Below are 26221 nucleotides of genomic sequence, written 5' to 3' on the forward strand. Positions count from 1 at the left end.
GAATATTAACAGGGAAGTGGAGGTGATCATGGATCGATATACCTCACATGGTGTTACTTTCAGGCAGGTCGTGTTGTTCGGGCTGCTGGTGCTGTTGTCTTTTCGGGCCAATGCTGAAGCGGTTTCCAGTGATTATGCCGCAACGCCCCCCTTGATCAGTAATACATCAGAGCCACTGGTGATGCTGGTGATGTCCGTTGACCATGAACTGTTTAAAAAAGCGTACAGCGATTACACGGACCTTAATTCGGATGGACGACTGGATACCAGCTATGTGGACAGTTTTGACTATCTCGGGTATTTCGACAGTAACTGGTGCTATCAATACGCTTCCGGACGCTATTCTCCGGTAGCCCAGGCCACCGGTGATCACGGGCACTATTGCACCACCTCTCAGGCTCCCTGGAGTGGTAACTTTCTGAACTGGGCCACCATGACACGGATGGACATCCTCAGAACGGTGCTTTTTGGCGGAAAGCGATCCACGGATACCGATAATCAAACGATACTGGAACGGGCTTATATCCCCAGAGACGTGCATGCATTTGTCAAAATTTACAGAAGCAGTGATTCGGGCATTTCTACCAGGAATTTTACGCCCTATAACAACAGTGAGATCAGTCTCTGCAATGTTGCCGGTTCCGAAAATGGCACGCCTGAAGTCAGGGTTGCCAGGGAGGCCTGGCCGCGATGGGCTTCTACAGAAGTAAAGCAGTGCCAGTGGGGCGCACAGAACAGTCCTTCTACCAGTTACAGATTAACGACAAACGATGTTTATATTAACGCCTGTGTCACCGGTAAAGATGCCGCAAGTACCGATCGCTGTAAGCTGTACAGCACTGGCAAGAGCAAACCCATAGGCTTGCTTCAGCAGTATGGTGAGTCAGGGGATATTCGCTTTGGCTTAATCAGTGGCTCTTATGATAAAAATATTTCCGGTGGCGTATTGCGGCGAAATATCAGCAAAATTGCCGGAAACACTCAGAGTTCTGATGATGAAATAGAGCTTTCTTCCGGACGTTTTACCAGTGTTGAAGGGATTATTCATAACATCAATCAATTCAGGCTGGCGAAGTACAGTTTTTCCCAAAACAAATATACAGATTGTAATAGCTACGGCATTTCTGTCTCGGCGTTTAAATCCAGCAGAGGCACCTACTCTTCACGTCATTGCAGTATGTGGGGGAACCCTCTGGCGGAACTGTATCTGGAAGCGCTTCGTTACTTTGCCGGAGAAACTACGGCTACCAGTAGCTTCGACACCACCAATGACAGAGCCTTCGTCAGTAATCTGTCCAGAGAGAGCTGGGCGAATCCAATGTCAACAGATAATGCCTGTGCCAACTGCTCGATTATTGTTTTATCCACGGGATTGAACTCATTCGATACTGATCAGCTGTCCAGTAGCTCTGATCTTCCGGGAATGACCGGCACCAGCTCTGTTAATAGTAAAACGGATGAAGTCGGGGATCATGAGTATGGCGGCAGTTTTGCCGGTCATTATCTTGTGGGGGGGACGGGTAGTACACGTCAATGTACTGCTAAGTATTTGTCTGGTCTTTCCGATGCTGTGGGCCTGTGTCCGGAAATCCCTCAGCTGGAAGGTGGCTATCAAGTGTCCGGACTGGCTTTTCATGGCAACACAACAGACCTGCGAACAGATCTTGATGGCAATCAGAGAGTGAAAACCTATGCCATAGAGCTGGCCGAAACCATGCCCAGCTTTACGTTGAATGTGGATGGCAGGCTTTTTACTTTTCAGCCGACTTGCCAGACCAGTGCAAATTTTGGCAGTGGTAGCGGTAATTTTTCCGGTAGTGGCAGTGATTGCACGCTAACCGATGTAGTGGTGGAGAAACTGATACTGGACGGGACCGGGCAGGTGGTTGAGGGGGCTCTGCTGTTTACCTGGGAGGATTCTCTCTGGGGTAACGATTATGACTACGATGCCTCTTCCAGAATCAAGTTTTGTGTTGGCAGCCAATGCAACCAAACAGCAGACAGTACACTGAATACCACCGGGTTTAATGCCAATGAAGTCAGAGTGGCTGTGCAGGTGGATGGCGTATTTGCCGGTCTGAATATGCGTTTCTCTTATACCGTTACCGGGAGTTCAGGGCGTGATGGCCTGCAAACTGATTATGCCTACAAGGGAACAACCGCATTTAAGGTTACTGATTTTACCGCTTCCGGAGCGGCTGCTGGCGTGTTGCCCAAACCGCTGTTTCTTGCGGCAAAATACGGTGGCTTTATCGATCTTGATGGCGATGGCAGTCCCAATCATGATACTGATGGGGATGGCAGCCCTGATAGCGATGATCATCGTGAGTGGGACAATAGAAATAATGTGACGGGAGCCTTGGGCTCGGATGGCTTGCCGGATAACTATTTTTTCGCCAGAAATCCAGCCTTGCTTGCCAGTCAGTTGGGGCAGGTACTGGAGGATATTTCCAGTCGGGTCTCTTCGGCAACGAATGCGGCGCTGTTTGCCAATAGCTCTACAGGCACTGGCGCTATCTATCAGGCACTGTTTCAGCCAAGCCTTGATATCAATGGCAAGTCGGTGACCTGGGGCGGTATTCTCCATTCACTGTTTATCGATAGCAAAGGCTATATCCGGGAAGATGGCAACGGGAATGCCCAACTGGATGACTACCGCTCAGATAAAATCGTTGAACTGTTTTTTGATCCGAATGCCGGACAGACAATGGTTCAACGTTACACCTCTGACGATTTTGGTGTCACCAGGGTAGCCGATGGCCCGCTGAAATCACTCGCTTCACTTGAGACGATCTGGGATGCGCGGGAACAGCTGGCCTTATTGAGTAATCTGACCAATCAGAGAACCTATGATGCGCTCGCCTCCGGTGGCCGATATATGCTGACCTGGCTGGATATCAATAATAATCAGCAGGTGGATGATGACGAACAGCTGCCGTTTATGTCTTCAACCTTTACTGGACATGAAGGGTATCTGGGCGTTTCTGCCAGTGAAGTCGCTACTGTCGTTAACTATGTTCGGGGAGAAGAGCAGGCTGGCACCCGTTCCCGTACCATCGATTTTGATGAAGATGGTATTGATGAAGTCTGGCGCCTTGGGGATATCGTTCACTCAACACCCAGACTGGTGGCAGCACCCGATAGTCGTTACGACGCCTATTACAACGACAGCAGCTATCGAACCTTCCGCAATCAATACCTGAATCGGCGGCATGTGCTCTACGTCGGAGCCAACGATGGTTTGATTCATGCCTTTAATGGCGGGTTCTGGGAAGAGAGTTCCTACCGCTATGAGCGCACAGCCAGTCATGGTGAGGTACAGCATCCGCTGGGTTCAGAGCTTTGGAGTTACGCACCAATGAATCTGTTACCTCACCTTCGCTGGCTCACTGAGACCGATTACCCCCATGTTTATTACATGGATTCGGAACCGATGGTCTTCGATGCCAATATCTTCGCTGATGACAGCACTCATCCTGGTGGCTGGGGAACGGTTCTGGTGGTGGGTATGAGACTGGGAGGGGGCAATATTGATGTCACCATCGACAGTGAAAGTCGTACCATGCGCTCTGCCTGGGTGGTGTTGGATATCACTGATCCCGAGCAGCCCCCGGCGTTGCTGGCTGAAATTACCCATGCTGATCTGGGTTTTACTACCTCACAGCCTGCGCTGGTTAAACGGCGGAAAGCTGGTACGGATGTTAATGGCGAGACCGATTGGAGTAATCCGGTACAAAACGAATGGTACCTGGTGTTTGGCTCCGGGCCAGCAGGCAGCGGGTCTACTGCCCTGAGATCAGCCCTGGAGCAGGGAACGTCGGATCAGAATCTTCGCGTATTTGCTTATGATCTGAATAACAAGAATTTTGTTGCCGGTTTTGATCCCCTTGTGACCTCCTATTCCACGGCTTATGCAGGCGATATGGTGGCTGAAGACTGGGACCGGGATTACCAGGATGATGCCGTTTACTTTGGCACGGTTGAGACAGGAAGTATCGGTTTGAGTGGAAAACTGATGAGGCTGAGGCTGACATCAGCACTGGAAAACTCCAGCCTGAATGTGTTGATGGATGCCGGACAGCCGATTACGGCACCCCCCATGACCGTGACTGATGACAACAGCTTCTGGGTATACTCCGGAACAGGTCGGCTGCTGACCAATGGTGACAATCGCAGTACTGAGGCCAACTATTTCTACGGTGTTCAGGAACCGTTGAACAGCTCCAGGCAGTTTACCTATGCATCCGTCAGCCAGAGTAATCTGGTCAATGTGGGGGATGTGGTTGTATTTACCAATGGTGATGTCGTGCAGAAGTCAGACTCCTCCTATACGCCATTTACGGTAGGCTCCCGAACCATCAACAGTTTCGGTACCTTACAGGCGGTGGTCGCTGAGCAGGGGGGGTGGACGCTGCCTCTCAGTGTTGATGGCTCTGGCCCAGCCGGGCGAAGTGTGAACAGCGCTGCCAGGTTGTTCTCCCAAATCCTGTTTACTGAATACCGTCCACCTGCGGACAGTTGTTCCATTGATGGTACAAGCTCACTTTATGCTGTGCATTACCTGACCGGTACCGCATCGCCTGATGCCGTCCTGGGCAGTGTACCTGTGGATACTCTGGAGCTGGAGCGTTCCCTGAATAAGGTGAGTCTGGGGATCGGTTATGCTTCTTCACCGGTGGCCCATCAGGGGGAAGGAGGGAAACTGACTGCGGTGACCCAGGGGGCCGGTGGCAGTATTACTGCAAGAAACCTTGATTACAGTTTCAGCTCGGAAGGACGGCAGAGCTGGTGGCAGATTTTCAGCATTCCATGGATTGATTGATATGAATACAGATAAACCAGTGACAAATAGTCATGAAAAGGGGTTTTCATTACCCGAGCTGATTATTGTTGTCGCCATAATTGGTCTTCTGGCAGGTATCGTCTATCCCTCCTACAGCCAGTATATGTATGAAGTTCGACGCAGCGATGCCTGGGCCGCCCTGACCGGCGCTATGGCTGCCCAGGAGCGCTGGTACTCCGTTAACCATACCTATACAGACTCTATGGATATGCTCGGTGGAAGCAGTTCTCCCGAGGGTTATTACACCCTGAGCGTTGAAGCCGACAACTCCTCATTTACCCTGACAGCCACTGCGCTGGGCAATGGTGTCCAGGCTACGGACTCAGGTTGTACACAGTTTACTGTGGATCATTTAGGGGTTCTGACCCCGGAAGCGTGCTGGAAATAAACGGACGACTTCCAGTTTTTATCCTTGTTTTTGTACCGTCTATCGACTTCTGAACGTCGGTTTAACTCACACACCTAGATTTAAAGAAAGGCGTCCTCGACAGGGAAGTAGGTGGGTTTGTTATTTCTTCAAACATCGTTAAACCATAAATACAATCGTGGCTTCACGCTTGTAGAGATGATGATCACGATTGTCCTGATCGCCATCATGGTCAATCTGGTGATTCCCATCGGGCAGGTTGCTGAAGGGTTCAAGCTTGATTATGTGAATCAGCGGCTATATGCCAGTGCGGTTCTGGCCAGAAGCGAAGCGATCAAGCGTGCTGAAACCGTCAGCGTCTGTCGCTCTACAACTGGCAGTGGCTGTCAGCCCGGGGTGAACTGGGCAGATGGCTGGATTGTTTTCGTTAACCGCAATGGCAACAACTATGTTGACTGGGGTGAAGAGGTTATTCGGGTGTATAACCCGGTCAGCAGCCCGGTTGAAATTCTGTGGCACAGCAATGCTGAGGTGCTCAGTTTCAGACCCAGGGGGAGCGCAGTTCATCAGGGTGGGTTCACGTTATGTTCGGTGCCAAAAAGACCAGTGTTTCAGCGACTGGTGAATATTTCAGGATCAGGGTTGATTCGCAAGCGTGAGGGTGTGAATTGTTTATGACCAACCATATCAATCCTGCCCATGCCAGCCCCGTAAATGCTGAACCAGGTTCCCTTTCGGTTGCGGCTTTTCACAAGACAGGAAGACAGCCCGGGTCTTTGCGGCAAAAAGGGATCGGTATTGTTGAAGTCATGGTCGGTGTGCTGATTTTTGCAGGGGGCGTAATCGCGGTTACTGGTATGCAGAGTCAGGCCATTCGAGCGAATCATGACGCTATCCAGAGATCCCAGGCCGTATGGATGGTGAATGCCGCTGCTGAGGTAATGAGGCTAAACCCGGCCGGGCTGGCAAACTCTGCATATCAGAGAGAATCATCAAACGCCTCCGCCAATTTGGGCTCCTACTGCCAGGCTTCTCCTCCCCGTTGTATTGGTACCACATGTAATGCTGATCAAATGGCAGCGTTTGATATTCATGGTTTGATGTGCAGCAGTGCCAATATCGTGATCGAACCGAGAATCGACATCAGCTGTGATGGCTCCTGTTTGCCGACGGATAAAGTCAGGGTCCTGATTTCCTGGGCCACAAGGGGAACGGAAAAAGGTGTTATTGGGGATCGTCAGCAGGTTGAATTCAGGTACGTCAGGAATTGAGCAATGCCCAACATAATTCATCATCAAAAGGGGTTCAGCATTGTAGAAATGATGCTGGCCTTTCTTATGGGTCTGATAGTCGCAGGCAGTGCTTTACAGTTAATGGTGAACAATAGTCGCTCCGCCAGTGTGAATGAGTTTATTGCCACAGCCCAGGAAAACGGACGTCATAGTCTCTATATCATGAGTACTGAGTTTCGTAGAGCCGGCTTCAGATCCGAGATCGGAGCAGGCTCAATACAACCTTTCTACCTGGGAAGATGCGAAGGGGGGGCGACCTGTACGATTGAAGGTGGTGGTACCAACAGTGATAGAGTGGCCATTCAATATGAGCCCGTGCCAAATCGTGATAATGGTCAACTTCAGGACTGTACAGGAGCAACCGTTGTCCCGGGGGCATTGACAGCAGACGTCTATTTTGTAGCCCCGGACCATGCAAACGATCACATCAGTACCCTGTTTTGCCGTGGTTATGATCCATTAACGGGAACTCCGCGGGGGAATGCCCAGGCACTGGTTCAGGGTGTGGAGCGATTGCAGGCACTTTATGGGATTGCCCCGGCGGGGGAGTCAAGTATTAACCAGTATGTGACAGCCTCAGGGGTGGCAGACTGGCGACAGGTTTTAGGCATTCGTGTTGGCGTGCTGGTCAGTGCTGGAAAGGAGTCACGTGTTTTTGATAGAAGGTCCAGAACCTATAACCTGCTCGATAGTGGCAGTTTGACAATGGATGATCAGACGCCCAGGTACATGTACAGCACAGCCATCCGTTTGAATAATGCAGGATTTTAGCTTGAACAGTTACTCTGAAAAAAAGCAGGGCTCTTTTTACTGTTGCAGAAGTATTGGCTCCATAACCGTTATCCAAGCGTTCCGGAGAGAGAACCGATGAATAAGGTTAATAAAGGTTTCACCTTGATTGAACTGATGATTGTTGTGGCCATTATTGGTATTTTGGCAAGCATTATGCTGCCCAGCTATCGTCAATATGTCACCGAATCAAAAAGAGGTGAGGGTGCTGCCATGCTGTTGAATGTCATGCAGCAGCAGGAACGGTACTACACTGAGATGTTGAGATACACTGCCAATCTGGCCGATTTAGGGTTTGACACCACAAGCCCTGTAGAGTCTGAAAGTGGTACTTACCAGATACAGGCCGCTCATTGTGGTTCAGACCCTCTGGAGCGCTGCGTGCAGTTAACCGCTGTTGCCCAGGGTTTGCAGGCAGAAGATGGCAATATGACTTTGGACAGCCGCGGAGCTCGAACACCTCAAAGCCACTGGCGGTGATGTTAGCAAGATGTCAGCAGGCAGATGATTTGCAATAACCCGTTTGGAATTTCACTGATGAAAAGCCTGATGCATATTATGTGGCAGAATGATCAGTCGATAGCACCATTTGAAGACCACATTAATACGGGCTGTCATTATGGTAAGCGGTTCAGAGCAACGCAAGCAGACGGGTTCTTTTTTATTAATCGTTATGATTGTCTTGCTTGTTATGACGTTTTCCGGTCTTATGGTTATGGAAACAGCATTGCTGGAAGAAGTAACAGTAGGCAATGAACAGCGAACCATTGAGGTATATCAGGTTGCCTTCAATGAGTTGGAAAGCCAATTTTCCTACCTGGATGCCAATCCCGTACACTTCCGTAACGCCTTCACCGCGAAGCAGGAAACTCTGTCTCCTATTGTTAATCCGGGTGGGTGTAATAATGCAGTTGGAATATGTCAGAGGGTTACACTCAGGTATGTTTCTAATACCCTTCCTCCCCCCGGATTTGACATTGCTAAATTCATCGGCCGTGTTTATGAGTTAGACAGCATAGCTACGCTGAATGGTAACGGAGCCAGTTCAAGCCAGACTATGGGGATTATCTTCGTTGATACATTACCAGGGAGTTAGTACATGGTTTCAATGAGTTTGACGTGTACAATCTCCGTTCACCCTGAGCGAAGTCGAAGGGTGTTTGGCGCGATCTACCAGAGTCCGGAGTTTCCGCCCTTCGACAGGCTCAGGACGAACGGAGTGCGGAGGCACGACAACCCCCGTCAAACACATTGAAACCATATCAGCCCGGATATTTCATAAACGTGCTCCCTGTCTGTCCTTGAATAAATGCCAGTCCATGTCGCCATTGCCAATGACTGAATTCTTTCTTCCTGGTATTACAGGCTCTCCGCCTTGCTCTATTCCTGCTCGCGTAGTTTGAAACGTCAACAGCCCATGACGATGATCTTTACGCTATATAATTCAGCAGGTAACCGCCGATAGCTTTCTAAGATCAACAGGGAAAGCATAACCATGGCATTGGGCGACAAAGACTTAATTCGCTTTTTAATCATTGACTCATCAACCAGGGAAGCAGAATCGCTCCTGAATGTTTTCCGTGAGTCTGGTTATTCCACTCGGGCAAAACAGATCAACTCTTTGGATGATCTCACTGAAGCCACGTCCGGACAGCAGCACTGGGATCTACTGTTGATGGCAGAGCCTCCCGAGCCATTAACTTATTCCCGAATCTTTGATGATATTAATCAGAAAGGCATTGATTTGCCGGGTATCGTCCTGATAAACCCGGATGATGAAACCAATGAACTGTCGCTTATTCAAATGGGTGCCCGTGCAGTGATTCCACCGGGGCATGACGAATATCTTTTGACGGTTGCCCGGAAGGAGTTCGAAGACCTGAAGGTCAGGCGACACCATCGACGCATGAGCGTCGCCTTGCATGAATCAGAAAAGCAGCGTCAATTATTGCTCGATGACCAGGTTGATCCGGTTGTATATATTAATTATGGACACATCCGCTTTGCTAATACGGCATTTATCAACCTGCTGGGGCTGGCGGAAGAGGAGTCTCTGGATGGAAAGTTGTTCAGGGATTTGATCATTACCAAAGATCAGCAGGATGTTGAAGCGTTTCTCATGGGCATTGAAGAAAGTGGTCAGGCGCTGGCAGCTATTCAATGTCCTTTAGTCGCTCACAATGGCTCAGAAGTGCCTGTGTCCATAGTGATCTCACCGACGTCATTTAATGGTGAGTTCACTCTCAGTCTGCAGATTAAGCCCTGCGAGAAAGAAGGTGAGCAGGACGAAGTAGATAAAACCCTGGAAAAGTCAGCGCCGGACGCCGAAACGGGGCTATTTGACCGGAAACTGTTCGATCAGGCATTGGATATTGCTATCCAGAGAGCGGTAGAAGGCAAAGGAAAGTCAACATTATGTTATCTCCATCTGGAAACCCTGAAAGCCGCCCATGAACAGCATGGGAAAGAGGTTAGCCAGAAGCTGTTTAAATCGGTTGCGCATAAGATAACGTCACATCTTGACGCCACGCATCATGTATCCAGCCGGGGAGGGGCAAACTTTGCCGCTCTGCTTCGGGAAGGGGAAGAACAGGACGTTACCGAACTGATGGAAAGTTTGCTGGCAGCCGTTACCGGTGAGGATATTGTCATTGATCAACATCCGTTGCCGGTCAAGCTGTCAATAGGTGCTGTTATTCTCAGTGATACCGCCAGCGATGCTGAAACATTGACTGGTCAAAGTCGTCAGGCCACCGTGTTGGCACAAAAGCAGGGTGGCAACCAACTGTGCTTTTACCAGAAGCGTAAAGTCAGCTCGGTTCATTCCGTTGAAAAGCAGCTGGCTGGCATGGTCAGCCAGGCGATAAAGAACAAAACATTCAGGTTGAGTTATCAACCCGTTATCTCCCTTGCAGGATCACCATCTGAGTATTACGAAGTCTCTTTTGTCCTGACCGACCCGGAAGGAAAGGAACATGAGGCTTCAGAATTCAGGCCCAAACTGGAAAAAATCAGTTTGTGGAACAAGCTGGACCGGTGGCAACTGATTGAAGCCAGTAAAGCATTGATAGCCAAAAGAAAAGAAGGGAGTGATACCCGGCTGTTGCTGCATGTCGGTGGTTGTTCTGCAACGGATGATACATTTATCCCATGGATGAAGGCGGCTCTGAAAACGGCGGGCATTCCTGCGGATGCTGTTGCCATTGAATTGAGTGAACAGAACCTGGCCCGTTACTCAGAAGAGATACCGGATTTTTTCAGCACTCTGAAAGCGATGGGATGCCAGACAGTGATCAGTGAATTCGGTTGCAGCCTTAACCCACTGGAGGGGATTGCTCATCTTGATATTGACCTGGTAAAGCTTGACCAATCCTTCACAGAAGACCTCAGCAGTGGTGGAAATGCCCAGGAGTTACAAAAGATGATCCAGGATCTCAGTCAAAGTGGCCGTAAAGTGATTGTGCCCGGGATTGAAACAGCGGAAGAAATGACCCCCGTCTGGCAGTATGGCGCCGATTTTATTCAGGGCAGCTATATGCACCCCCCTTCAGAGCGCATGGATTTTGACTTCGGGGCGGATGGGTAACACCGCCCTGCCATCCTGCATCTTTTAATGGCTGTTTCCCACCCTCCCATGATTCGAGGCTGTTTCTCAGCACCTGGATTTATGGGTTTATCCCCTTCATTGGGTATTTCAATTTACAGACACCATTACTTACCAGACAATACCGCCCCTGATAGATGTGTTTAAACAAGGGATAGACAGGTATTTCCATGTCAGCAAAGCTCAATATGGTCATGGCCCAGCTGAATCTGGTGGTGGGCGACATTGACGGGAACACGTCCCGTGTCATTGAGGCTGCCGAGCAGGCCCGGGATCAGCTGGATGCGGATGTTGTTGTCTTTCCGGAGCTGACCCTCTGTGGTTATCCGCCAGAAGACCTGCTGTTGCGGCCCAGTCTCATTGTACGGGTAGAACAGGCGCTGAACCGACTCAGGGTGGTTAAGGGTATTGACTTGATTATCGGTGTCCCGCTGATGGGGCCACATGGTCTGGAAAACCAGGCGCTGGTGCTGCGTGATGGTGAGATTGTCGCCCGCTACGGAAAACAGCATCTGCCCAATTACCAGGTTTTTGATGAAAAACGCTATTTTGTGAAAGGTCAGAACACGGTTATTTATGCCTGCAAAGGTGTCAACATTGCTCTGTTGATTTGCGAAGACCTCTGGTACCAGGGGCCGGTTCGCCGGGCTAAAGAAGCCGGAGCAGACCTCATTATCAGTCTCAATGCGTCACCCTTCCATATGAACAAGCAGTCACTGCGTCAGCAGGTGGTTCGTGAGCGCTGTCTGGAGTCGGGCCTTCCTGTCCTTTATACCAACCTGGTGGGTGGTCAGGATGAGCTGGTGTTTGACGGGGGCTCCTTTGCCATGAACGGTAATGGTGAAGTGGCTGTTGGGGCAACCTGGTTTACCGAAGAGTTGTTCTGCGTTGCCTTTGATAAAGGCTCTATGACGTTTGAACAGGGAGAGGTTGCTGAAATCCCCGACGTTTGCTCAAGGGTTTATGATGCCCTGGTGACTGGTGTCAGGGATTATGTCAATAAGAATGGTTTTAAGGGCATCGTTCTGGGGTTGTCCGGAGGCATTGACTCTGCCCTGACTCTGGCAGTAGCTACCGATGCCCTGGGTAGAGATCGGGTTCAGGCGGTCATGATGCCCTATCGTTACACCTCCGATATGAGCCTTGAGGATGCGGCAGAAGAGGCGAAAATTCTGGGTATTGACTATAAGGTGCTGCCGATTGAACCGATGTTTGATGCCTTTATGAACACCCTGAATACCGAGTTTGCCGGTTATGGTCGGGATACCACCGAAGAAAACCTGCAATCCCGGTGCCGGGGTGTCATGCTGATGGCGATCTCCAATAAGAAGGGTTACCTGGTACTGACTACCGGTAATAAAAGTGAAATGGCAGTGGGATACTGCACGCTCTACGGCGATATGGCCGGTGGTTTTGATGTTCTGAAAGATGTACCGAAAACACTGGTGTTTAAACTGTCCGAATATCGCAATACCCGGGGCTATGTGATTCCCCAGCGAGTGATAGACCGTCCGCCCTCCGCTGAACTTGCCCCGGATCAGGTGGATGAAGACAGCCTGCCGCCCTATGATGAGCTGGATCGCATTCTTGAACTCTATATTGAACAGGATCAAAGTGCCGAATCCATCGTGAAAGAAGGGTTTGACCGGGATATGGTTTATCGTGTTCTGAGGCTGGTGGATATCAATGAGTACAAACGTCGCCAGTCAGCTATTGGGGTCAGAATTACGCCAAGAGGGTTTGGCCGGGATCGTCGCTATCCGATAACTAATGGCTGGAGACCGGGTGTTTAACGAAGCACCTGAGCCTCAAGCGAGGCTCAGGTAATAATGATGCAGTTTATCCAATGACCGGTGCAACTGGCTTATAGAGCCACTGTTATCAACGATATCATCGGCTCTGCCAACTCTCTGTTGCCGTTCCATCTGGCTACTGAGAATCTGCCGGGTCTGATCCTCTGTCATCTGGTCACGGGCCATGGTGCGGGATAGCTGAACACTCTCTGGCACATCCACGGCCAGCACACGGTCCACCAATTCATGCTGACTGGTTTCCAGCATCAACGGCGAAACCAGTACGGCATAACGTGATTCAGCATGGGTCAGCTCAAGGATTATCTGATCCCGTATCAGGGGGTGTAGCAGACCTTCCAGCCATTTTCGTTCATCAGCATCAGCAAAGATGATGGTTCTCAGCTTTCTACGGTCAAGACTGCCATCGAGCAAAATCTCCCGGCCATAGCGCCGTTCAATGTCAGCCAAAGCCGGTTTTCCCGGCTCTACCACCACGCGGGAAGCGATATCCGCATCAACAATGCAAATTCCCTTGTTGGCAAAAAAGTCGGTCACTGCCGTTTTGCCACTGCCAATACCGCCGGTGACTCCAACCGTAAATGGGCGCTTTTGTTGAGCTCGGGGCTGCTGTGATTTTACAGTGGTCATCCGTTCAAACCCGAAAAGCTCAGATAAGCCGCAATCAGTTGATCGCCCCAGACCAGAGCAACAAAGCCGGCAATGGCCAGATAAGGACCAAAGGGAATCGGGTTGGATCGTTCCTGGCGTTTACTGACGATCAACAGTATCGCTGCAACAGTGCCAACCAGTGATGAGAGCAGGATGATCAGGGGCAGCTTCATCCAGCCCAGCCAGGCCCCCAGCGCCGCCAGCAGTTTAAAGTCACCGTAGCCCATGCCTTCCTTGCCGGTCACCAGTTTGAATACCCAGTAAACACTCCACAGGGACAGATAACCGGCAATGGCTCCCCACAGCGCCTGTTCAAGGCTTACCACCAGTCCAAAGCTGTTGACGATCAGGCCTGCCCAGAGCAGTGGCAGAGTAATATCGTCAGGCAGTAGCTGGGTATCGTAGTCGATCATGGTCAGGGTCAGCAGTGACCAGCCGAACAGACAGAAGACCAGTGTCTGTAATGTCACGCCGTAGGTCAGGCCAATCATTACCGTCATAAGGGCGCTGAGTATCTCGATGGCCGGATAGCGCAATGAAATCGGGGTCTGGCAGGCTGAGCATTTACCTCTCAGGAACAGATAGCTGATCACTGGAATATTCTCCCAGGCACGGATTTTATGCTGACAGGAAGGACAGGTAGATGCAGGCACGACAAGGTTAAAAGCAGGCAGAGGATCCGGTATCTTTTCCGGGTGTAAAATAGCTTCACTCTGCTGCTGCCACTGCCTTTCCATCATTATTGGTAACCGGTGGATCACCACATTGAGAAAACTACCGACAATCAAGCCAACGATGGTCAGCACAAAGGTCAGGTAAGGGGTTGAGGTCTCTATAAGTTCTATAATCGGTGACATTCACACAGTTCCCTGATGGTGATCAGTATGGCTGGCCAGTCCTCCCCGCCAGTACCTGATCGTTTGATAGTCCAATATTGGCATGCCTGTTGCCGTAATCAAACCTCTGAAGCGTAAGGAAAACAACGGCTGAACCGTAAATCGGGATTTGAGCAGGTTCTCAATTCAACTGTTGAATTCTGGCTAAGTTTGCCAGCTATGCCTTGATAGGGGAACTTTCCAATGATCGATCAGTCATAAAAAACAAATTTGACTATGAATTGTCGTGAAAATGTACGGTAGGACTCTACCCGGTCCGTTTTTGCACTTTGCCCGACAGGATGTGACTGTCATTTTTATCCAGTTGAGAGTCCAAAAATGTATCTGACAAATGACTGAGGTCCAACAACAATGAACTGCAATTATTCATTAGTCCCTTCCGCACAATCCAGAGCTATCCCGGAAAAACCGTCGGATAATAAGGATAATAAGACTGCAACGGGCATTCCTCAGATTCCCTGCGAACATCGCAGTCCTCCTGCACCTGAGACCGTACCGTTAGCTGATTTCACCATAACCAGGGTCGATGTTAACTCTGAGCCCGCTGCTAAAAAAGCACGGCTTGAAATGCCCAATGTGCTTTCACAACCTGACGCAATAGTTCAGATAACACCGGAGGCTTTAACCTCTTGCTTTCAAGAGTCGTGCAACTCGGATGATGGCGAGAAGCTTGCTCGTCTATTATCGGGTACGGATGAAAAAACACGGAAGGAATGGTTCAGTTGCCCACTGTCGTTCAGCGATAAAAAAGACACTCCGATGATATATGCTGCCCGGCGTGGTCATGCAGCAGTTGTCGAGACATTAATCGACCATCAGGCAAATCCCTGTGAAAACAATCCATTTTCTTCCCTTCAGAGTAGTGCTCTAACTATTGCTGCGCAGGAAAATCAAACGAAGGTCATTCAGGTGATGACCAAATCCAAACAGTTTGATCCTGACAACCCCAGGAAAGATGGTATTACCGGATTGATCATGGCCATAAAAAAGGGTTACGCCGAGACCACGAAAATCCTTTTGGAGCACAAGGCTGACCCCAACTTCAAAATTCGTTGCGCTGGGGATGATAAGATTGGATTCAGATCCATTGGCAACTTTGGAGAGAATGAATCAATACCACCAGGGCTGCTTTGGTTTACTCCTGTTATGTTTGCAATTGTATATGGAAACCACATTATTCTGGAGCAACTGCTCGCAAATGGTGGAGATCCAAATAATATTGATTCGGCTAATCCCATTCAGCAATCACCATTATTTATGGCAACATCTTCCAGGACTCCTGCAGCAGCAAAGATGATCGAGATTTTATTAAACTATGGAGCTAATATGCACGAACGGATAGCTCTGCGTAAAGAGGTTCTCAGGAATGTAACCCAGGAAAAAACTCAACTCCATCATACTTTGCTTGAACTCGCATGTTTTTGCTCTGAAACAGAATCTGATCCTGAATCTCAATTACATAACAATGCTCAAATTTTATGTGATCATTTTCGAACACCTGAAGGTCAATCAGTTGAAAGGTCAATTCTGAAGTGGTTTTATACTGGTCAAAGTATCTTGAAAAATACAGTTTTGACCAGCGATTTTTGTGATGAAGCCATGACCAGACCCTCTCTGAGAGAGTATCTCATACGCCATTTAAGTTTATTAACTTCATTGTTAGATGTGTTTGGTAATGAAGAATCTTCCGAATCCCGGGATGACAAGTATCAAAGAGCAGTCAGTTGTGCCAAAGAAACAAGACTACGTTTGCACGAAGATTTAAAAAGTGCTAATTCAGCTGAGCTTCGGCAAATGGTAGAAGAAGTGTTGGATAAATTTAATGACTACAACATGGATTTTAATGATGAAACGATAAAGAAATTTCTCAAAGCAAATGAGAAAATTGAAGTGGAAAACCCCGCCTTGAAAAAAACAGAGTATCAAATTGAAATTTTTTCTGTGCTATTAGTTAATCCCATGGAAGTTATTAACTACATTTTTCGTCTATTATTTTAGTGATCATTAAGAAGGAGTATTACAGCAAGGTTTGGGCTATTTGTTGTTAGCCCTTGCTGTGCTGCTGTCAGTGTTCCAGATCTGGCAGGGCGTGACCTCAACCATTTATGCAGCGTACTTCAGGCCAGCTCACCTGACCTGGGTGGTGGTACTGATTTTTCTGCATTATCCACTCATTAAAAACTCCGGGAATAAACAAGAAGGCAGCCCGATAATGGTGACTGGCCGATTGGTAGACCTTGGGTTCTGTGCTCTGGCCCTGTTTGCTGGATACCAGATCATACAGTTTGACTATAACGATATTAACTATCTTCTGTTTGGCTTGGCCAATACGGATTTGCTGGCGGGTGTCGTTTTTACGCTGTTATTGCCGTGCCTTTATTAGGTGATTTCGGGTTACTGGTCGCCCCGCAATGGCGAATGGGGGCAAAGCAAAGCCCACGAACCACAAGCGAGTGAACCTAATAACCGTTTTGAGGTCAAACTGCGGTGTTTATAGTTCAACTGCGCAGGGTTTTATTCTGAAAGCAATGGCATCAACCTATACCCGTCCAAAGCCTGATGGCCGGGTTGAACTGCAAGCCGGTTCAAGTGGGACGTCTAACCACTATATAAGTACATATAATGGTAAAAGAGTCTCTAATCATCAGTCCTCTGGTGGTACAGCCAAGAATCTGGACGATAGCAGACGTATTGAAGATGCCTTTTGGCAACAAAAAATGTTGCATGGGCGTCAAATCACCACGGCTTGTGTGATTACAGCCTACGGCAATGATAGAACGTCTCTTAGAAGCGGCTTCTTCCTGCAAAAACTCTGCTTAAGGAACATTCTCCATAACAATAGAAACATCACCCCGGATCAGGTTGTCCGGGCGTTTAACCTGAAACCAGATCACAATAAGAGCAATTTAGCGATAGCGTGCTTCAAAGCGGAATGTTGCCTGAAGGGGCTGTCAATGAACGACCAACGGCTCACACCGGAGGCAGTGGTTAAGGATTTCCCGGATAGCCCGGAGGGCAGAATGGCACTGGCGCACTTCAAGGAAAAATGTTGCCTGAGTGGCCTGGCGTTGAACGACCGGCAGTTCACACCGGATGTCGTGGTTAAGGATTTCCCGGATAGCCCGAAGGGCAGACTGTCCCTGGCTCACTTTAAGGAACACTGTTACCTGAAGAAGGTGATGTTGAATGGCCAGCAAGTCACAACGGAGGCGGTGGTTAAAGATTTTCAGGCAGCCGGGGCAACAAAGGCGCTGGGGCGTTTTAAGGAACATTGTTGCCTGAAGGGAGTGAAATTGAATGGCCAACTGGTCACAGCGGAGGCGGTGGTTAAGGACTTTCAGGCAGCCAACGCAAAACTGGAGTTGGCACGCTTTAAGCAGCAATGTTGCCTGCTGGGGCTGGCGTTGAATGACCGGCAGGTGACACCGGAGGCCGTTTTTAAGGATTTTCAGGCAGCCAAATCAACACTGGGGCTGGCGCGCTTTAAAGCGGAATGTTGCCTGAGAGGTGTGCCACTGAACGGCCAGCAGGTGACACCGGATGAGGTGGTCAGGGATTTTCAGGCAGCCAAAGCGACACTGGCGCTGGCGCGCTTTAAAGAGCAATGTTGTATGAATGGGCTGATGTTGAATGGCCAGCAGGTAACACCGGATATGGTGGTCAGGGATTATCAGGCAGCCAACGCAACACTGGAGCAGGCACGCTTAAAGGCGGAATGTTGTCTGAGAGGGCTCCCATTGAATGGCCGACAGGTGACACCAGAGGCAGTGGTCAGGGACTTTCAGGCACTCAGGGCAACACGGGAGCTGGCACGCTTTAAAGCAGAATGTTGCCTGAGGGGCCTGACGTTGAATGGTCGGCAGGTGGCACCGGATGAGGTGGTTAAGGATTATGCGCGGGGTGGATGGCTGCTTGAAAGTGCAATTTTCTATGCTCAGCTGGCATTGAGTGACAGGGTATTGAATGGCCGCTATCTGGATAACAAGGAAGTATTGGACGCGTTTCATCAAGCTCCGGGGGATCATTCTTCAAAGCAGGTCAGGTATCTGATTCAAAGGCTGAGACAATCCTGGCGGTACGATGAAACCAAAGAAGTTCAGGATTTGCTGCAAGCGGCCTGGCGAATCTTGGACAACGTATCGGTCAAAGGTGATGAACAACACCGGCTGCAATGCATATTGAAATTCATGGCTATGCATCATGAGTTGCGAATTGATCATAAGCGGGTGTCCGCAGAGCAGGTATTGCATTCCATCAAAATACTGAGGCGTTCATTTCAGAATTCACGCCTGCATTTCTTTTTCCTGGCATACTGCTGTATCAACAGCCAGTCTGTTAATAAACGACAGATCCATAAAGATCAGGTTATGGCGTGTCTTCAGAGTTTTCCTGAAGCCAGCAAGCTCCGCCACGCTTTAAACTGCTGGTTTGAACAATGCAGCCCGGCATCCAATATCATGGATGAGTTGCTGTTCAAATCGGATTTCCTCTCCGAAGTGATACCCGATACAGAGAGCTTTGGCCGAAGAGCAACATCGGTAGAGGTATCCGTTGCCAATCCTGACAGGGAGGAACTATTCCCTTATCAGGCCAGGGAATACCGGGATGAAACAAAACCTGTGTCTGCTACCTGGGCAATGATCGTCAGAGGGTATCAACCCCTGAAACAATGGCCACGAACAGGCGCAACGAGTGTCCGGGGAGTTCCACAGTTAAATGCGCTAACGCTGAAAACACTGGAGGTTATTCAGGAAATCAATGGTGCCAATACCGCTCCAACCATTCTGATTACCGGTTCATACTCACGTTTTTTACAGAACCTCTGCCCGGTATTTAATGATATTGATATTATCTGCACGACAGAAGAGGTCGCCAGAGCGCTTTTTGACAAGCTGCAGGCACTGAACACCGACAGGGATTCAGAAATGCCAACAAACATCAGCATCACATCAATCCCGGGATGTCAGGCGATTAAACTGCCAAAAGCCTACAACATTCATCTTATAGACGGTGATTTGGGTGCTAAAGCAATGGAGTTTCAGGTCAGTGTTGATGACAGAGTCATCCATGAGAATGCAGAGCCATCTGCCGTTCGCGTTCCCGGCGTTGAGAGGCCGGTATGGTATTTGTCGTTTGCTGAAGAAACCAGGCTTATGAACGATACGCTGGAACACCTCGCTGAGAACCTCGACCCGTTGACAGAGCAATTGCAACAAGGGGCGGTATTTGACTTACCCCGAACGCTTCTTTTTAACAACCCTGTGAACACCGGGGAACGTATTTATGGCTTGCTGATGCGCTCCCTGCTTACTCTGAATAAAGCCAGGCAATTTATCGCTCTGTACTCTGAGCAACAAACCGGAAGATCAGACTTTCGGACTGACCAGCTGCAAGAACAACAACAACGCCTGCATACACTGACTGCGAAGCTTCAAACGAAATTGAATGGCCATGTTTGCCGTCATGATTTTGAGCAACGGGTAAATGGCTGTCTATCGACCATGCATAATGATTACCAGATCAAGAGGAAGGGCTTTATCAAAGCACTGCTGGCGATGATGCATCCTGAATATGACCAGGTAAATATGATCACCGACTGCTCCTCCCCCGAACACTCCACACAGGAACCTAACCATTATTTTCAGGTCTGACAGTGGTATTTATGGTTAAAGTGCGCCGGGTTTTATTCTGAAAGCAACAGCATCAACCTGCTCATCTCCACATTCTGCTGGTCGGTTTGGTCAACAAGCCAGTTCAGGCGGGGTTCCTGATTGTTCAAAAAGCACCTGTAACTGCAAAAGTGTTGCAAGTCATCCGTCTTATAGAGCCACAGCTATCCCCTCAGATATTGGCAAATGTACTGAGGATGCCTTTTGGCAAAAAAAAACATTAGAAGGGCGTCAGATAACCACGGCTGTAGTGCTTGCTACCTATGAAAATGAGAAAACGTCTCTCAGAAGCGGGTTCTTCCTGCAAAAGCTCTGTTTACAGAACGTTTTACATGGCAATAGAAAAGTTACCCCGGATCAGGTCATTCAGGCATTCAACCGGCAGCCGGACCGAAAGAATAAGTACAAATTAGCAATAGCACGCTTCAAGGCCGAATGTTGCCTGAAGTGTCTGCCGTTATATGGCTATCAGGTTACACCGGGTGAAGTGGTTAAGGATTTTCCGGGTAGCCCGGAAGGCAAACTGGGGATAGCGCGTTTTAAGGAACAATGCTGCCTGAAGGGCCTGATGTTGAATGGTCGGCAGATTTCACCAAATGCGGTGGTTAAGGATTATCAGGCAGCCAACGCAAAACTGGAGTTGGTGCGCTTTCAGGAACAATGTTGCCTGAGGGGACTGTTGTTGAATGGTCGGCAGTTCACGCCGGATGAGGTGGTTAGGGGCTATCAGGCATTAAAGGCGACACTGTCGCTAGCGCGTTTTCAGGAACAATGTTGCCTGAAGGGGCTGTTGTTGAATGGCCAGCAAGTGACAACGGATGTCGTGGTTAAGAATTATCAGGCAATCAAAGCAACACTGGAAGAGGCACGCTTCAAAGCGGAGTGTTGCCTCAGGAGGCAGACATTGAATGGTCGGCAGGTTACAGCCGATGAAGTGGTTGAGGGCTACCAGATAGCCAACGCACCACTGGAGCTGGCACGCTTTAAGGAACAATGTTGCCTGTGGGGCCTGATATTGAATGGTCAGCTGGTCACACCGGATTCAGTGGTCAGGGATTTCCCGGATAGCCCGGAAGGTGGACTGGGGATAGCACGTTTCCAGGCGGAATGTTGCCTGAGGGGGCTGTTATTGAATGGCCAGCAGGTCACACCGGGGGCGGTGGTCAAGGATTATGAGCGTGGTGGCTGGTTGCTCGAGAGAGCTATTTTTTATGCTCAGCTGGCATTGAATGCAAAAGCGTTGGATCAAAACTGTCTGGATGATCAGAAAGTATTAGAAGCATTTAATGACGTTCCCGGGGATTATTCTTCAAGGCAAGCCAGGTATTTGATGCAAAGCCTGAAACCTCCTCAGCGGTACGATGACGCCAATGAAGCTCAGAATGTACTGCAAAAGGCCTGGCAAATCTTAAGCAACGTATCGGTCCGGGACGATGAGCAACTCCGACTGAAATGTACATTGCAATTCATGGCGATGCAGTATGAATTGACCATTGATCATCTGAGAGTAACCGCAGAACAGGTATTGCAATCAATTACCGCACTGAGATGCTCATATCAGAATTCACGCCTGCATTTCTTCTTTCTGGCGCAGTGTCATATCGCAAGACAGCCTGTTAATGGACGGCAAATCCATAGGGAGCAGGTTCAGGAATGCCTTCAGAGTTTTCCCGAGGGAAGCAGGCTGCGCCATGCGTTAGGCTGCTGGTTTGAACAATGCAGCTCCGCAGCCAATATAACGGATTCTTTACTGGTTAAACGGGTAAGTGCCGTTACCTCGGGTAGTGATAATTCTGACGGATATAAAAATTTTGTCGTACAACAAGAGACTTCTGTTGCCATTGCCGCTGGTGCTGTTCAAACCCGGAAGTACTTGCCAAATGAATGGATAGCAACAAGCGGGCCGGAGACTCCGAACCATCAGATTCCGCAATTAAATGCACTAACACTGAAAACCCTGGAGATTATTCAGGAAATCAATGGTGCCAATAACGATCCAGCCATTCTGATTACCGGTTCATACTCCCGTTTTTTACAGAACCTCTGCCCAGTATTTAATGACATTGACATTATCTGCACGACAGAAGCGTCTGCCAGAGCACTCTTTGATACGCTGCAGTCACTGAATACCGACAGGGACTTTGAAATCCCCAAAAACATCACCATCAGGCTAATACCGGGATGTCCGGCGATTAAACTACCAAACGCTTATAATATTGAGCTTGAATACGGTGATTTGGGTACCAGGGCAATGGGGATTCAGGTCAGTGTTGATGCCAGAGTCATCCATGACAATGCAGAACGATTGGCTGTTCATGTTCCCGGCGTTGAGAGGCCGGTATGGTATTTGTCGTTTGCTGAAGAAACCAGGCTACTGAACGATACGCTGGAACACCTCGCCGAGAACCTTGATGCGCTGACAGGGCAATTGCAACAAGGGGCGGTATTTCACCTGCCGCGAACCATTCTTTTTAATTTTCCGCGAAGCCCCGATGAGCGTATTTACGGCCTGCTGATGCGCGCCCTGCTTACCCTGAATAAAGCCAGGCAGTTTATCGCTCTGCACTCTGAACAAACCCCCGGGAGTCCTGACTGCTGGCCCGATCAGCTTCAACAAGAGCAACAACGCCTTCATGGGCTTAGTGCGAATCTTCAAGCCAAACTGCATGGCCATGTTTGTCTTGATGCTTTTGAGCAGAGAGTTAACGACTGGCTAACGACAACTCACCATGTTAATGATTACGAGATCAAGAGAAAGGATTTTGTTAAAGCGCTGCTTGCGATGATGCATCCTGAATAAGCGAAAGTGTGCGCTAGTCCTTTTTCACCGCGTTCACTTTATTTAGACGTCAGCAGCGTCGCCTTAATCGCTGCCGTATGATATCAATATCTGTCGCTCGACACCTTTTGGTTCATAATCGGCAACGTTAATGGGTGAGTTTTTTTCGATGTACTCGCGAATCACTTCTGCGTCCAGAAAGCCAGTATCTACAAAGCCCGGATAGGAACTTACATCAGGATACTTATCACCTCCCTTTGCTGAGAAACTCAGAGTTGCCATCTTATAAGTCTTATTCCTATCCAGTGGTTTCCCGCCAATACGAACATGTTCAATTCCCGATGCGGTGATCACCATCTCAACACCAGAGAAGTGAGCAAATGCACCGCTATTAGCGGGCATTTGACCAACAACCTTAAGGTAATCGAGAACCTGCTGACCAGACATCTCAACAGTAGTCAGTGTGTAGCCGAATGGAAATACGATCAGAGCATCTTTATAAGTAATCTCTCCGGCATTGATGCTGGCACGAATCCCGCCTCCATTGGTTACCGAAAAGTCAGCACCGGTTTTGTCCATAAAAGCCCGGGTCAGTAACGTGCCCAGATTGGTTGGCTGGAACCGCACTTCTTTATGTTCGCCCATTAAGCGTTGGTCGACATTGCCAATTTTAACATCAACCAGTTTTGCACCCGCCTCCTGATAAGGAGAAAGAAGCCTCATCATTGCTTCATGATAAGGAATTCTGGTTTCACTTTCCTTGTGGTTAACAGGGATCAGCTGGTAATCAATAAGTTCGAGATCACCCTGTTGATAAACGAAATCTGCGCGCCCAACGTATTTGCCCCACTCATGGGCCTGTACGATCCAGGTGTCATTTTGCAAGTCAGGCTCAAATAATGGATCCTGGGAGTGACCGCCAACAATCAGGTCGATGCCGTTTACGGTACGAGCAAGTGTTACATCACCGGGAGCCTTAACACCATGATTGCCATTGGGGTAGTGACCCATGTGCGTTGAAGCAATGATCACATCGGCCTTCTCTTCCAGTTTGGGCAGTAATTCACGCGCTGCCTCAATCGGGCTTGCAAATGTCAGACCTAGCACATTCTCAGGATTAGACGTTTTAGGGGTATCGTCTGTGGTTAAACCCATAACCGCGACTCGAAGGCCATCAAGATTGAACATGGTGTAAGGCGCAAACAATGGCTCCCCACTTTTCTGATCGATAATATTGGCTGACAGGAATGGAAATTCTGCCAGTTCTTCCTGCATCATCAATATATCTCGCGGGTTATCAAATTCATGGTTGCCAACAGCCATTGCATCGTACCCAAGCATATTCATGCCTTTGAAGTCAGGTACAGCGTCCTGCAGGTCTGACTCGGGTACACCTGTATTAATGTCGCCCCCGGACAGTAGCAGCACATGTCCACCTTCTTCAGATACTTCTTTGCGAATCTCCTCAATCAAAGTCATTCGGGCTGCCATGCCGAACTGATCTTTCCTGTCATGCCAGAACCGACCATGATGGTCATTAGTGTGCAGTACCGTTAACTGGTAAGTTTTATCCGGATCGAAGGCGGGGCCCGTTTGTTTTCCCGGGATAAGGGAGCATGCGCTAACCATAACCGCAATAGCAGCGACGGCCAGGTGAGTTGGTTGTGATAATTTAAATGCCATTTACATGATGTCCTAAAGAATAAAAAGAAAAAATTGTTTTATTTGGGTGAGTGAGTTACATAAATCTCGTTATATCAAGAGAGGTTAACTACTTAACAGCCTTAGCTCAAATCGTCAGAGATATTAGAGGCTGTTGTAAAAGTTACTGATCATTAACTCAGGATAAAGATCAAAAGTCGTCTATAACTACTAGTTTTTTGCCATCACCTTCAGCTGTGATACCAGTAAGGACTCCATGTTTTTTTGCTGTCTCAGCAACACCCTTATTGTCTCTTCCCTCTGTAACAGCCTCGGGAGTGGCCATGGCAGAGAGCAGCAAATCGACCAGATAGCTCATGCAGTCATCAGATGGTTGCTCCAGACAACTGATAAACGCCTTTAAATTGAAGGTTAAGTGATTAAACAACGTAGCGGGGGACTCAAATACATCAGCTATAGGTTTATCCCGAAAAAAGTAGTTTTGACTTCCGTCCAATCTATAGTCAGCCAAGACCCTGCTATGGCTTAACGACTGAGCTTCAATGGCTACTGCCAGGGAAATAAGATTAAGTCTACTCTGCTCGCTCATCAGTAATACGTCCAGACAATTATTGCCATTGATATCTTTGATGGCAGGGTCGCTTCCCCTCTCTATAAGGGGTTGGATATAGGCCTGATCTCGCCTGGCGCAAGCATAATGCAATGGTGTCAGGCCGTATTTATCCTGTGAGTTTATATGCCTGCTGACCGGTAAACTTTCTGATTGTATTATTTTTGTGAACACTGGGTATTGTTTTTGATGTCCACGTGTTGAAGCTTTTTTATGTCCTTTGGCAATCAACAGGTGCAGCAAATTTTTCCGGTTACAGTCCTCAATAAAAGGATCAGCACCCATTTCAGTGATTAAATCAATGGCAACCTCACCGCCACCGTTTGCTATGACAGACATTAAACCCGTTACATATTTCCATTCTGGCCACCACAGACAATCATTGATGGACAGGGCTGGATTTTGCTCCAGAATTTCTTTGCCTTCCTGGATAGCCTGGGAAATTTTGGCCATGGAGCTGGTTTTATGATGCTCGACAGTCAAATCCCAGAACCAATGCTGAATGGGAGTTACCGGCCCATCGGGGTTGGAAGACTCTAAAGTGGATGGTGCATCTGACGATGATGCTTGCATCTCATTAGCCTTTTCAAGGGCTTTAAGATTTTTTCTGGCAATTGCCACTAACTCAGCCTTAGTAGCCTGATTCTTGGGCAAATCTAGCTGATCATCAAGTTTCGCAAATGCATTTTGCACGCCAGAAATCGATGTGGGAACCATATCTGTTTACCCTGTAGTGTGATTGACGTCAATCTTCAGGTTCCTGGAAGAATCATCCAGAGCATCACACCAGACCAGAAAAAAAGGAATAAGTTCATTTTAAAGAGTCGATAAAGGTCGACAAGATTGTTCTTAACCGTCTCGTCGTTGCCCGCCCAACGTTCTTTCAGGCAGGGCAGCGTCAGCAAGGCTGCCACGGCTTGCACATCCGTAGGGCCTGCATCACGACACATGAACGCAATGTTCCCAAGTAAATTCAGACAGGTTAGACGTTCCTGTACGGGCAGGTGGGGGGAGTCACGTTTCAGGCAGGGCAGGCTCAATAGGCTTTCAGGTTTTCCTTATCCTGTGGTAATGAAACGATAAAGGAGTGTGACTGCCTTTCACCACCCCTATCAGGAATATAACGACTCGTAAAAAATGCCCAAAATTTGAATGATCGTCCATTGTCTTTCCTTCAAACCGACCACATGTTCCTCCTGATTATTGACCGTTAAGACATTTATTCCCTGGAAACAGAAAAACACCCAT

General features: G+C 48.7%; 18 protein-coding genes. 13 read left to right on the forward strand and 5 right to left on the reverse strand.

Features of this window, described 5'->3' with window-relative positions:
* Positions 1 to 28 precede the first annotated feature (28 nt).
* The 9 genes from ACO6V1_RS08475 (at position 29) to ACO6V1_RS08515 (ending at position 12688) form a co-directional block, all read left to right on the forward strand.
* Complete coding sequence (locus ACO6V1_RS08475) at positions 29 to 4822, forward strand: pilus assembly protein (protein ID WP_422466503.1); 4794 nt, start codon at positions 29 to 31, stop codon at positions 4820 to 4822.
* A 1-nt stretch (position 4823) separates the two neighbouring features.
* Positions 4824 to 5231, forward strand: coding sequence for a type IV pilin protein (locus ACO6V1_RS08480; RefSeq protein ID WP_422446847.1), 408 nt, complete (start codon positions 4824 to 4826; stop codon positions 5229 to 5231).
* Positions 5232 to 5348: 117 nt separating this feature from the next.
* Entirely contained in the window at positions 5349 to 5888 is a 540-nt protein-coding gene (locus tag ACO6V1_RS08485) for a GspH/FimT family pseudopilin (protein ID WP_422446845.1), read from the forward strand.
* Positions 5885 to 6481, forward strand: a complete 597-nt coding sequence (gene pilV / locus ACO6V1_RS08490) for a type IV pilus modification protein PilV (RefSeq protein ID WP_422446843.1) — start codon at positions 5885 to 5887, stop codon at positions 6479 to 6481. Before ACO6V1_RS08485 ends, pilV begins: the two co-directional genes overlap by 4 nt.
* A 3-nt stretch (positions 6482 to 6484) precedes the next feature.
* Positions 6485 to 7273: a PilW family protein gene (locus tag ACO6V1_RS08495; RefSeq protein WP_422446841.1), complete on the forward strand. Its 789-nt coding sequence runs from the start codon at positions 6485 to 6487 to the stop codon at positions 7271 to 7273.
* A 96-nt stretch (positions 7274 to 7369) separates the two neighbouring features.
* Positions 7370 to 7771 (forward strand): type IV pilin protein, encoded by a 402-nt coding sequence (locus tag ACO6V1_RS08500; protein WP_422466505.1) that lies wholly within the window; start codon positions 7370 to 7372, stop codon positions 7769 to 7771.
* Positions 7772 to 7910: 139 nt separating this feature from the next.
* Positions 7911 to 8387: a pilus assembly PilX family protein gene (locus ACO6V1_RS08505; protein ID WP_422446837.1), complete on the forward strand. Its 477-nt coding sequence runs from the start codon at positions 7911 to 7913 to the stop codon at positions 8385 to 8387.
* 399 nt (positions 8388 to 8786) lie between these two features.
* Positions 8787 to 10877, forward strand: a complete 2091-nt coding sequence (locus ACO6V1_RS08510; RefSeq protein WP_422466507.1) for an EAL domain-containing protein — start codon at positions 8787 to 8789, stop codon at positions 10875 to 10877.
* A gap of 188 nt (positions 10878 to 11065) precedes the next feature.
* On the forward strand, positions 11066 to 12688 hold the full coding sequence (locus ACO6V1_RS08515; protein WP_422446833.1) for an NAD+ synthase: 1623 nt from the start codon (positions 11066 to 11068) through the stop codon (positions 12686 to 12688).
* Between the two features lie 15 nt (positions 12689 to 12703).
* Here the strand turns inward: ACO6V1_RS08515 and coaE are convergent, their stop codons facing one another.
* Both coaE and ACO6V1_RS08525 read right to left on the reverse strand, forming a co-directional pair.
* Complete coding sequence (gene coaE / locus ACO6V1_RS08520) at positions 12704 to 13336, reverse strand: dephospho-CoA kinase (protein WP_422466509.1); 633 nt, start codon at positions 13334 to 13336, stop codon at positions 12704 to 12706.
* Positions 13333 to 14214 carry a prepilin peptidase gene (locus ACO6V1_RS08525; RefSeq protein WP_422446829.1) on the reverse strand — a complete coding sequence of 294 codons (882 nt, stop codon included), beginning with the start codon at positions 14212 to 14214 and terminating at the stop codon, positions 13333 to 13335. The genes coaE and ACO6V1_RS08525 overlap by 4 nt, the downstream gene beginning before the upstream one ends.
* A gap of 390 nt (positions 14215 to 14604) precedes the next feature.
* Here ACO6V1_RS08525 and ACO6V1_RS08530 point away from each other — a divergent pair, with 390 nt between their 5' ends.
* From ACO6V1_RS08530 to ACO6V1_RS08545, 4 genes are all read left to right on the forward strand, one after another.
* Positions 14605 to 16251 (forward strand): ankyrin repeat domain-containing protein, encoded by a 1647-nt coding sequence (locus tag ACO6V1_RS08530; protein ID WP_422462845.1) that lies wholly within the window; start codon positions 14605 to 14607, stop codon positions 16249 to 16251.
* 43 nt (positions 16252 to 16294) lie between these two features.
* Positions 16295 to 16636, forward strand: a complete 342-nt coding sequence (locus ACO6V1_RS08535) for a hypothetical protein (protein WP_422446825.1) — start codon at positions 16295 to 16297, stop codon at positions 16634 to 16636.
* Between the two features lie 145 nt (positions 16637 to 16781).
* Positions 16782 to 19904: a hypothetical protein gene (locus ACO6V1_RS08540; protein WP_422446823.1), complete on the forward strand. Its 3123-nt coding sequence runs from the start codon at positions 16782 to 16784 to the stop codon at positions 19902 to 19904.
* Between the two features lie 268 nt (positions 19905 to 20172).
* Positions 20173 to 22722, forward strand: coding sequence for a hypothetical protein (locus tag ACO6V1_RS08545; RefSeq protein ID WP_422466510.1), 2550 nt, complete (start codon positions 20173 to 20175; stop codon positions 22720 to 22722).
* A 63-nt stretch (positions 22723 to 22785) separates the two neighbouring features.
* On the opposite strand, the gene ushA is transcribed toward ACO6V1_RS08545, so the two are convergent.
* From ushA to ACO6V1_RS08560, 3 genes are all read right to left on the reverse strand, one after another.
* Positions 22786 to 24384 (reverse strand): bifunctional UDP-sugar hydrolase/5'-nucleotidase UshA, encoded by a 1599-nt coding sequence (ushA, locus tag ACO6V1_RS08550; RefSeq protein WP_422466511.1) that lies wholly within the window; start codon positions 24382 to 24384, stop codon positions 22786 to 22788.
* A 169-nt stretch (positions 24385 to 24553) separates the two neighbouring features.
* Positions 24554 to 25690: a hypothetical protein gene (locus ACO6V1_RS08555; protein ID WP_422466513.1), complete on the reverse strand. Its 1137-nt coding sequence runs from the start codon at positions 25688 to 25690 to the stop codon at positions 24554 to 24556.
* Positions 25691 to 25725: 35 nt separating this feature from the next.
* Positions 25726 to 25896, reverse strand: coding sequence for a hypothetical protein (locus ACO6V1_RS08560; RefSeq protein WP_422464086.1), 171 nt, complete (start codon positions 25894 to 25896; stop codon positions 25726 to 25728).
* Positions 25897 to 26221: the final 325 nt, after the last annotated feature.

It is taken from the genome of Endozoicomonas sp. ALC013 (assembly GCF_049310205.1).
Taxonomy (GTDB): Bacteria; Pseudomonadota; Gammaproteobacteria; order Pseudomonadales; family Endozoicomonadaceae; genus Endozoicomonas.

Bases quoted from the DNA above. Each gene is read 5' to 3' on its own strand.
- pilV (WP_422446843.1), top strand. From the start codon at position 5,885: ATGACCAACCATATCAATCCTGCCCATGCCAGCCCCGTAAATGCTGAA.
- ACO6V1_RS08510 (WP_422466507.1), top strand. From the start codon at position 8,787: ATGGCATTGGGCGACAAAGACTTAATTCGCTTTTTAATCATTGACTCA.
- ACO6V1_RS08475 (WP_422466503.1), top strand. From the start codon at position 29: ATGGATCGATATACCTCACATGGTGTTACTTTCAGGCAGGTCGTGTTG.
- ACO6V1_RS08495 (WP_422446841.1), top strand. From the start codon at position 6,485: ATGCCCAACATAATTCATCATCAAAAGGGGTTCAGCATTGTAGAAATG.
- ACO6V1_RS08525 (WP_422446829.1), bottom strand. From the start codon at position 14,214: ATGTCACCGATTATAGAACTTATAGAGACCTCAACCCCTTACCTGACC.
- ACO6V1_RS08540 (WP_422446823.1), top strand. From the start codon at position 16,782: ATGGCATCAACCTATACCCGTCCAAAGCCTGATGGCCGGGTTGAACTG.
- ACO6V1_RS08505 (WP_422446837.1), top strand. From the start codon at position 7,911: ATGGTAAGCGGTTCAGAGCAACGCAAGCAGACGGGTTCTTTTTTATTA.
- ACO6V1_RS08515 (WP_422446833.1), top strand. From the start codon at position 11,066: ATGTCAGCAAAGCTCAATATGGTCATGGCCCAGCTGAATCTGGTGGTG.
- ushA (WP_422466511.1), bottom strand. From the start codon at position 24,384: ATGGCATTTAAATTATCACAACCAACTCACCTGGCCGTCGCTGCTATT.
- ACO6V1_RS08530 (WP_422462845.1), top strand. From the start codon at position 14,605: ATGAACTGCAATTATTCATTAGTCCCTTCCGCACAATCCAGAGCTATC.
- ACO6V1_RS08500 (WP_422466505.1), top strand. From the start codon at position 7,370: ATGAATAAGGTTAATAAAGGTTTCACCTTGATTGAACTGATGATTGTT.
- ACO6V1_RS08480 (WP_422446847.1), top strand. From the start codon at position 4,824: ATGAATACAGATAAACCAGTGACAAATAGTCATGAAAAGGGGTTTTCA.
- ACO6V1_RS08555 (WP_422466513.1), bottom strand. From the start codon at position 25,690: ATGGTTCCCACATCGATTTCTGGCGTGCAAAATGCATTTGCGAAACTT.
- coaE (WP_422466509.1), bottom strand. From the start codon at position 13,336: ATGACCACTGTAAAATCACAGCAGCCCCGAGCTCAACAAAAGCGCCCA.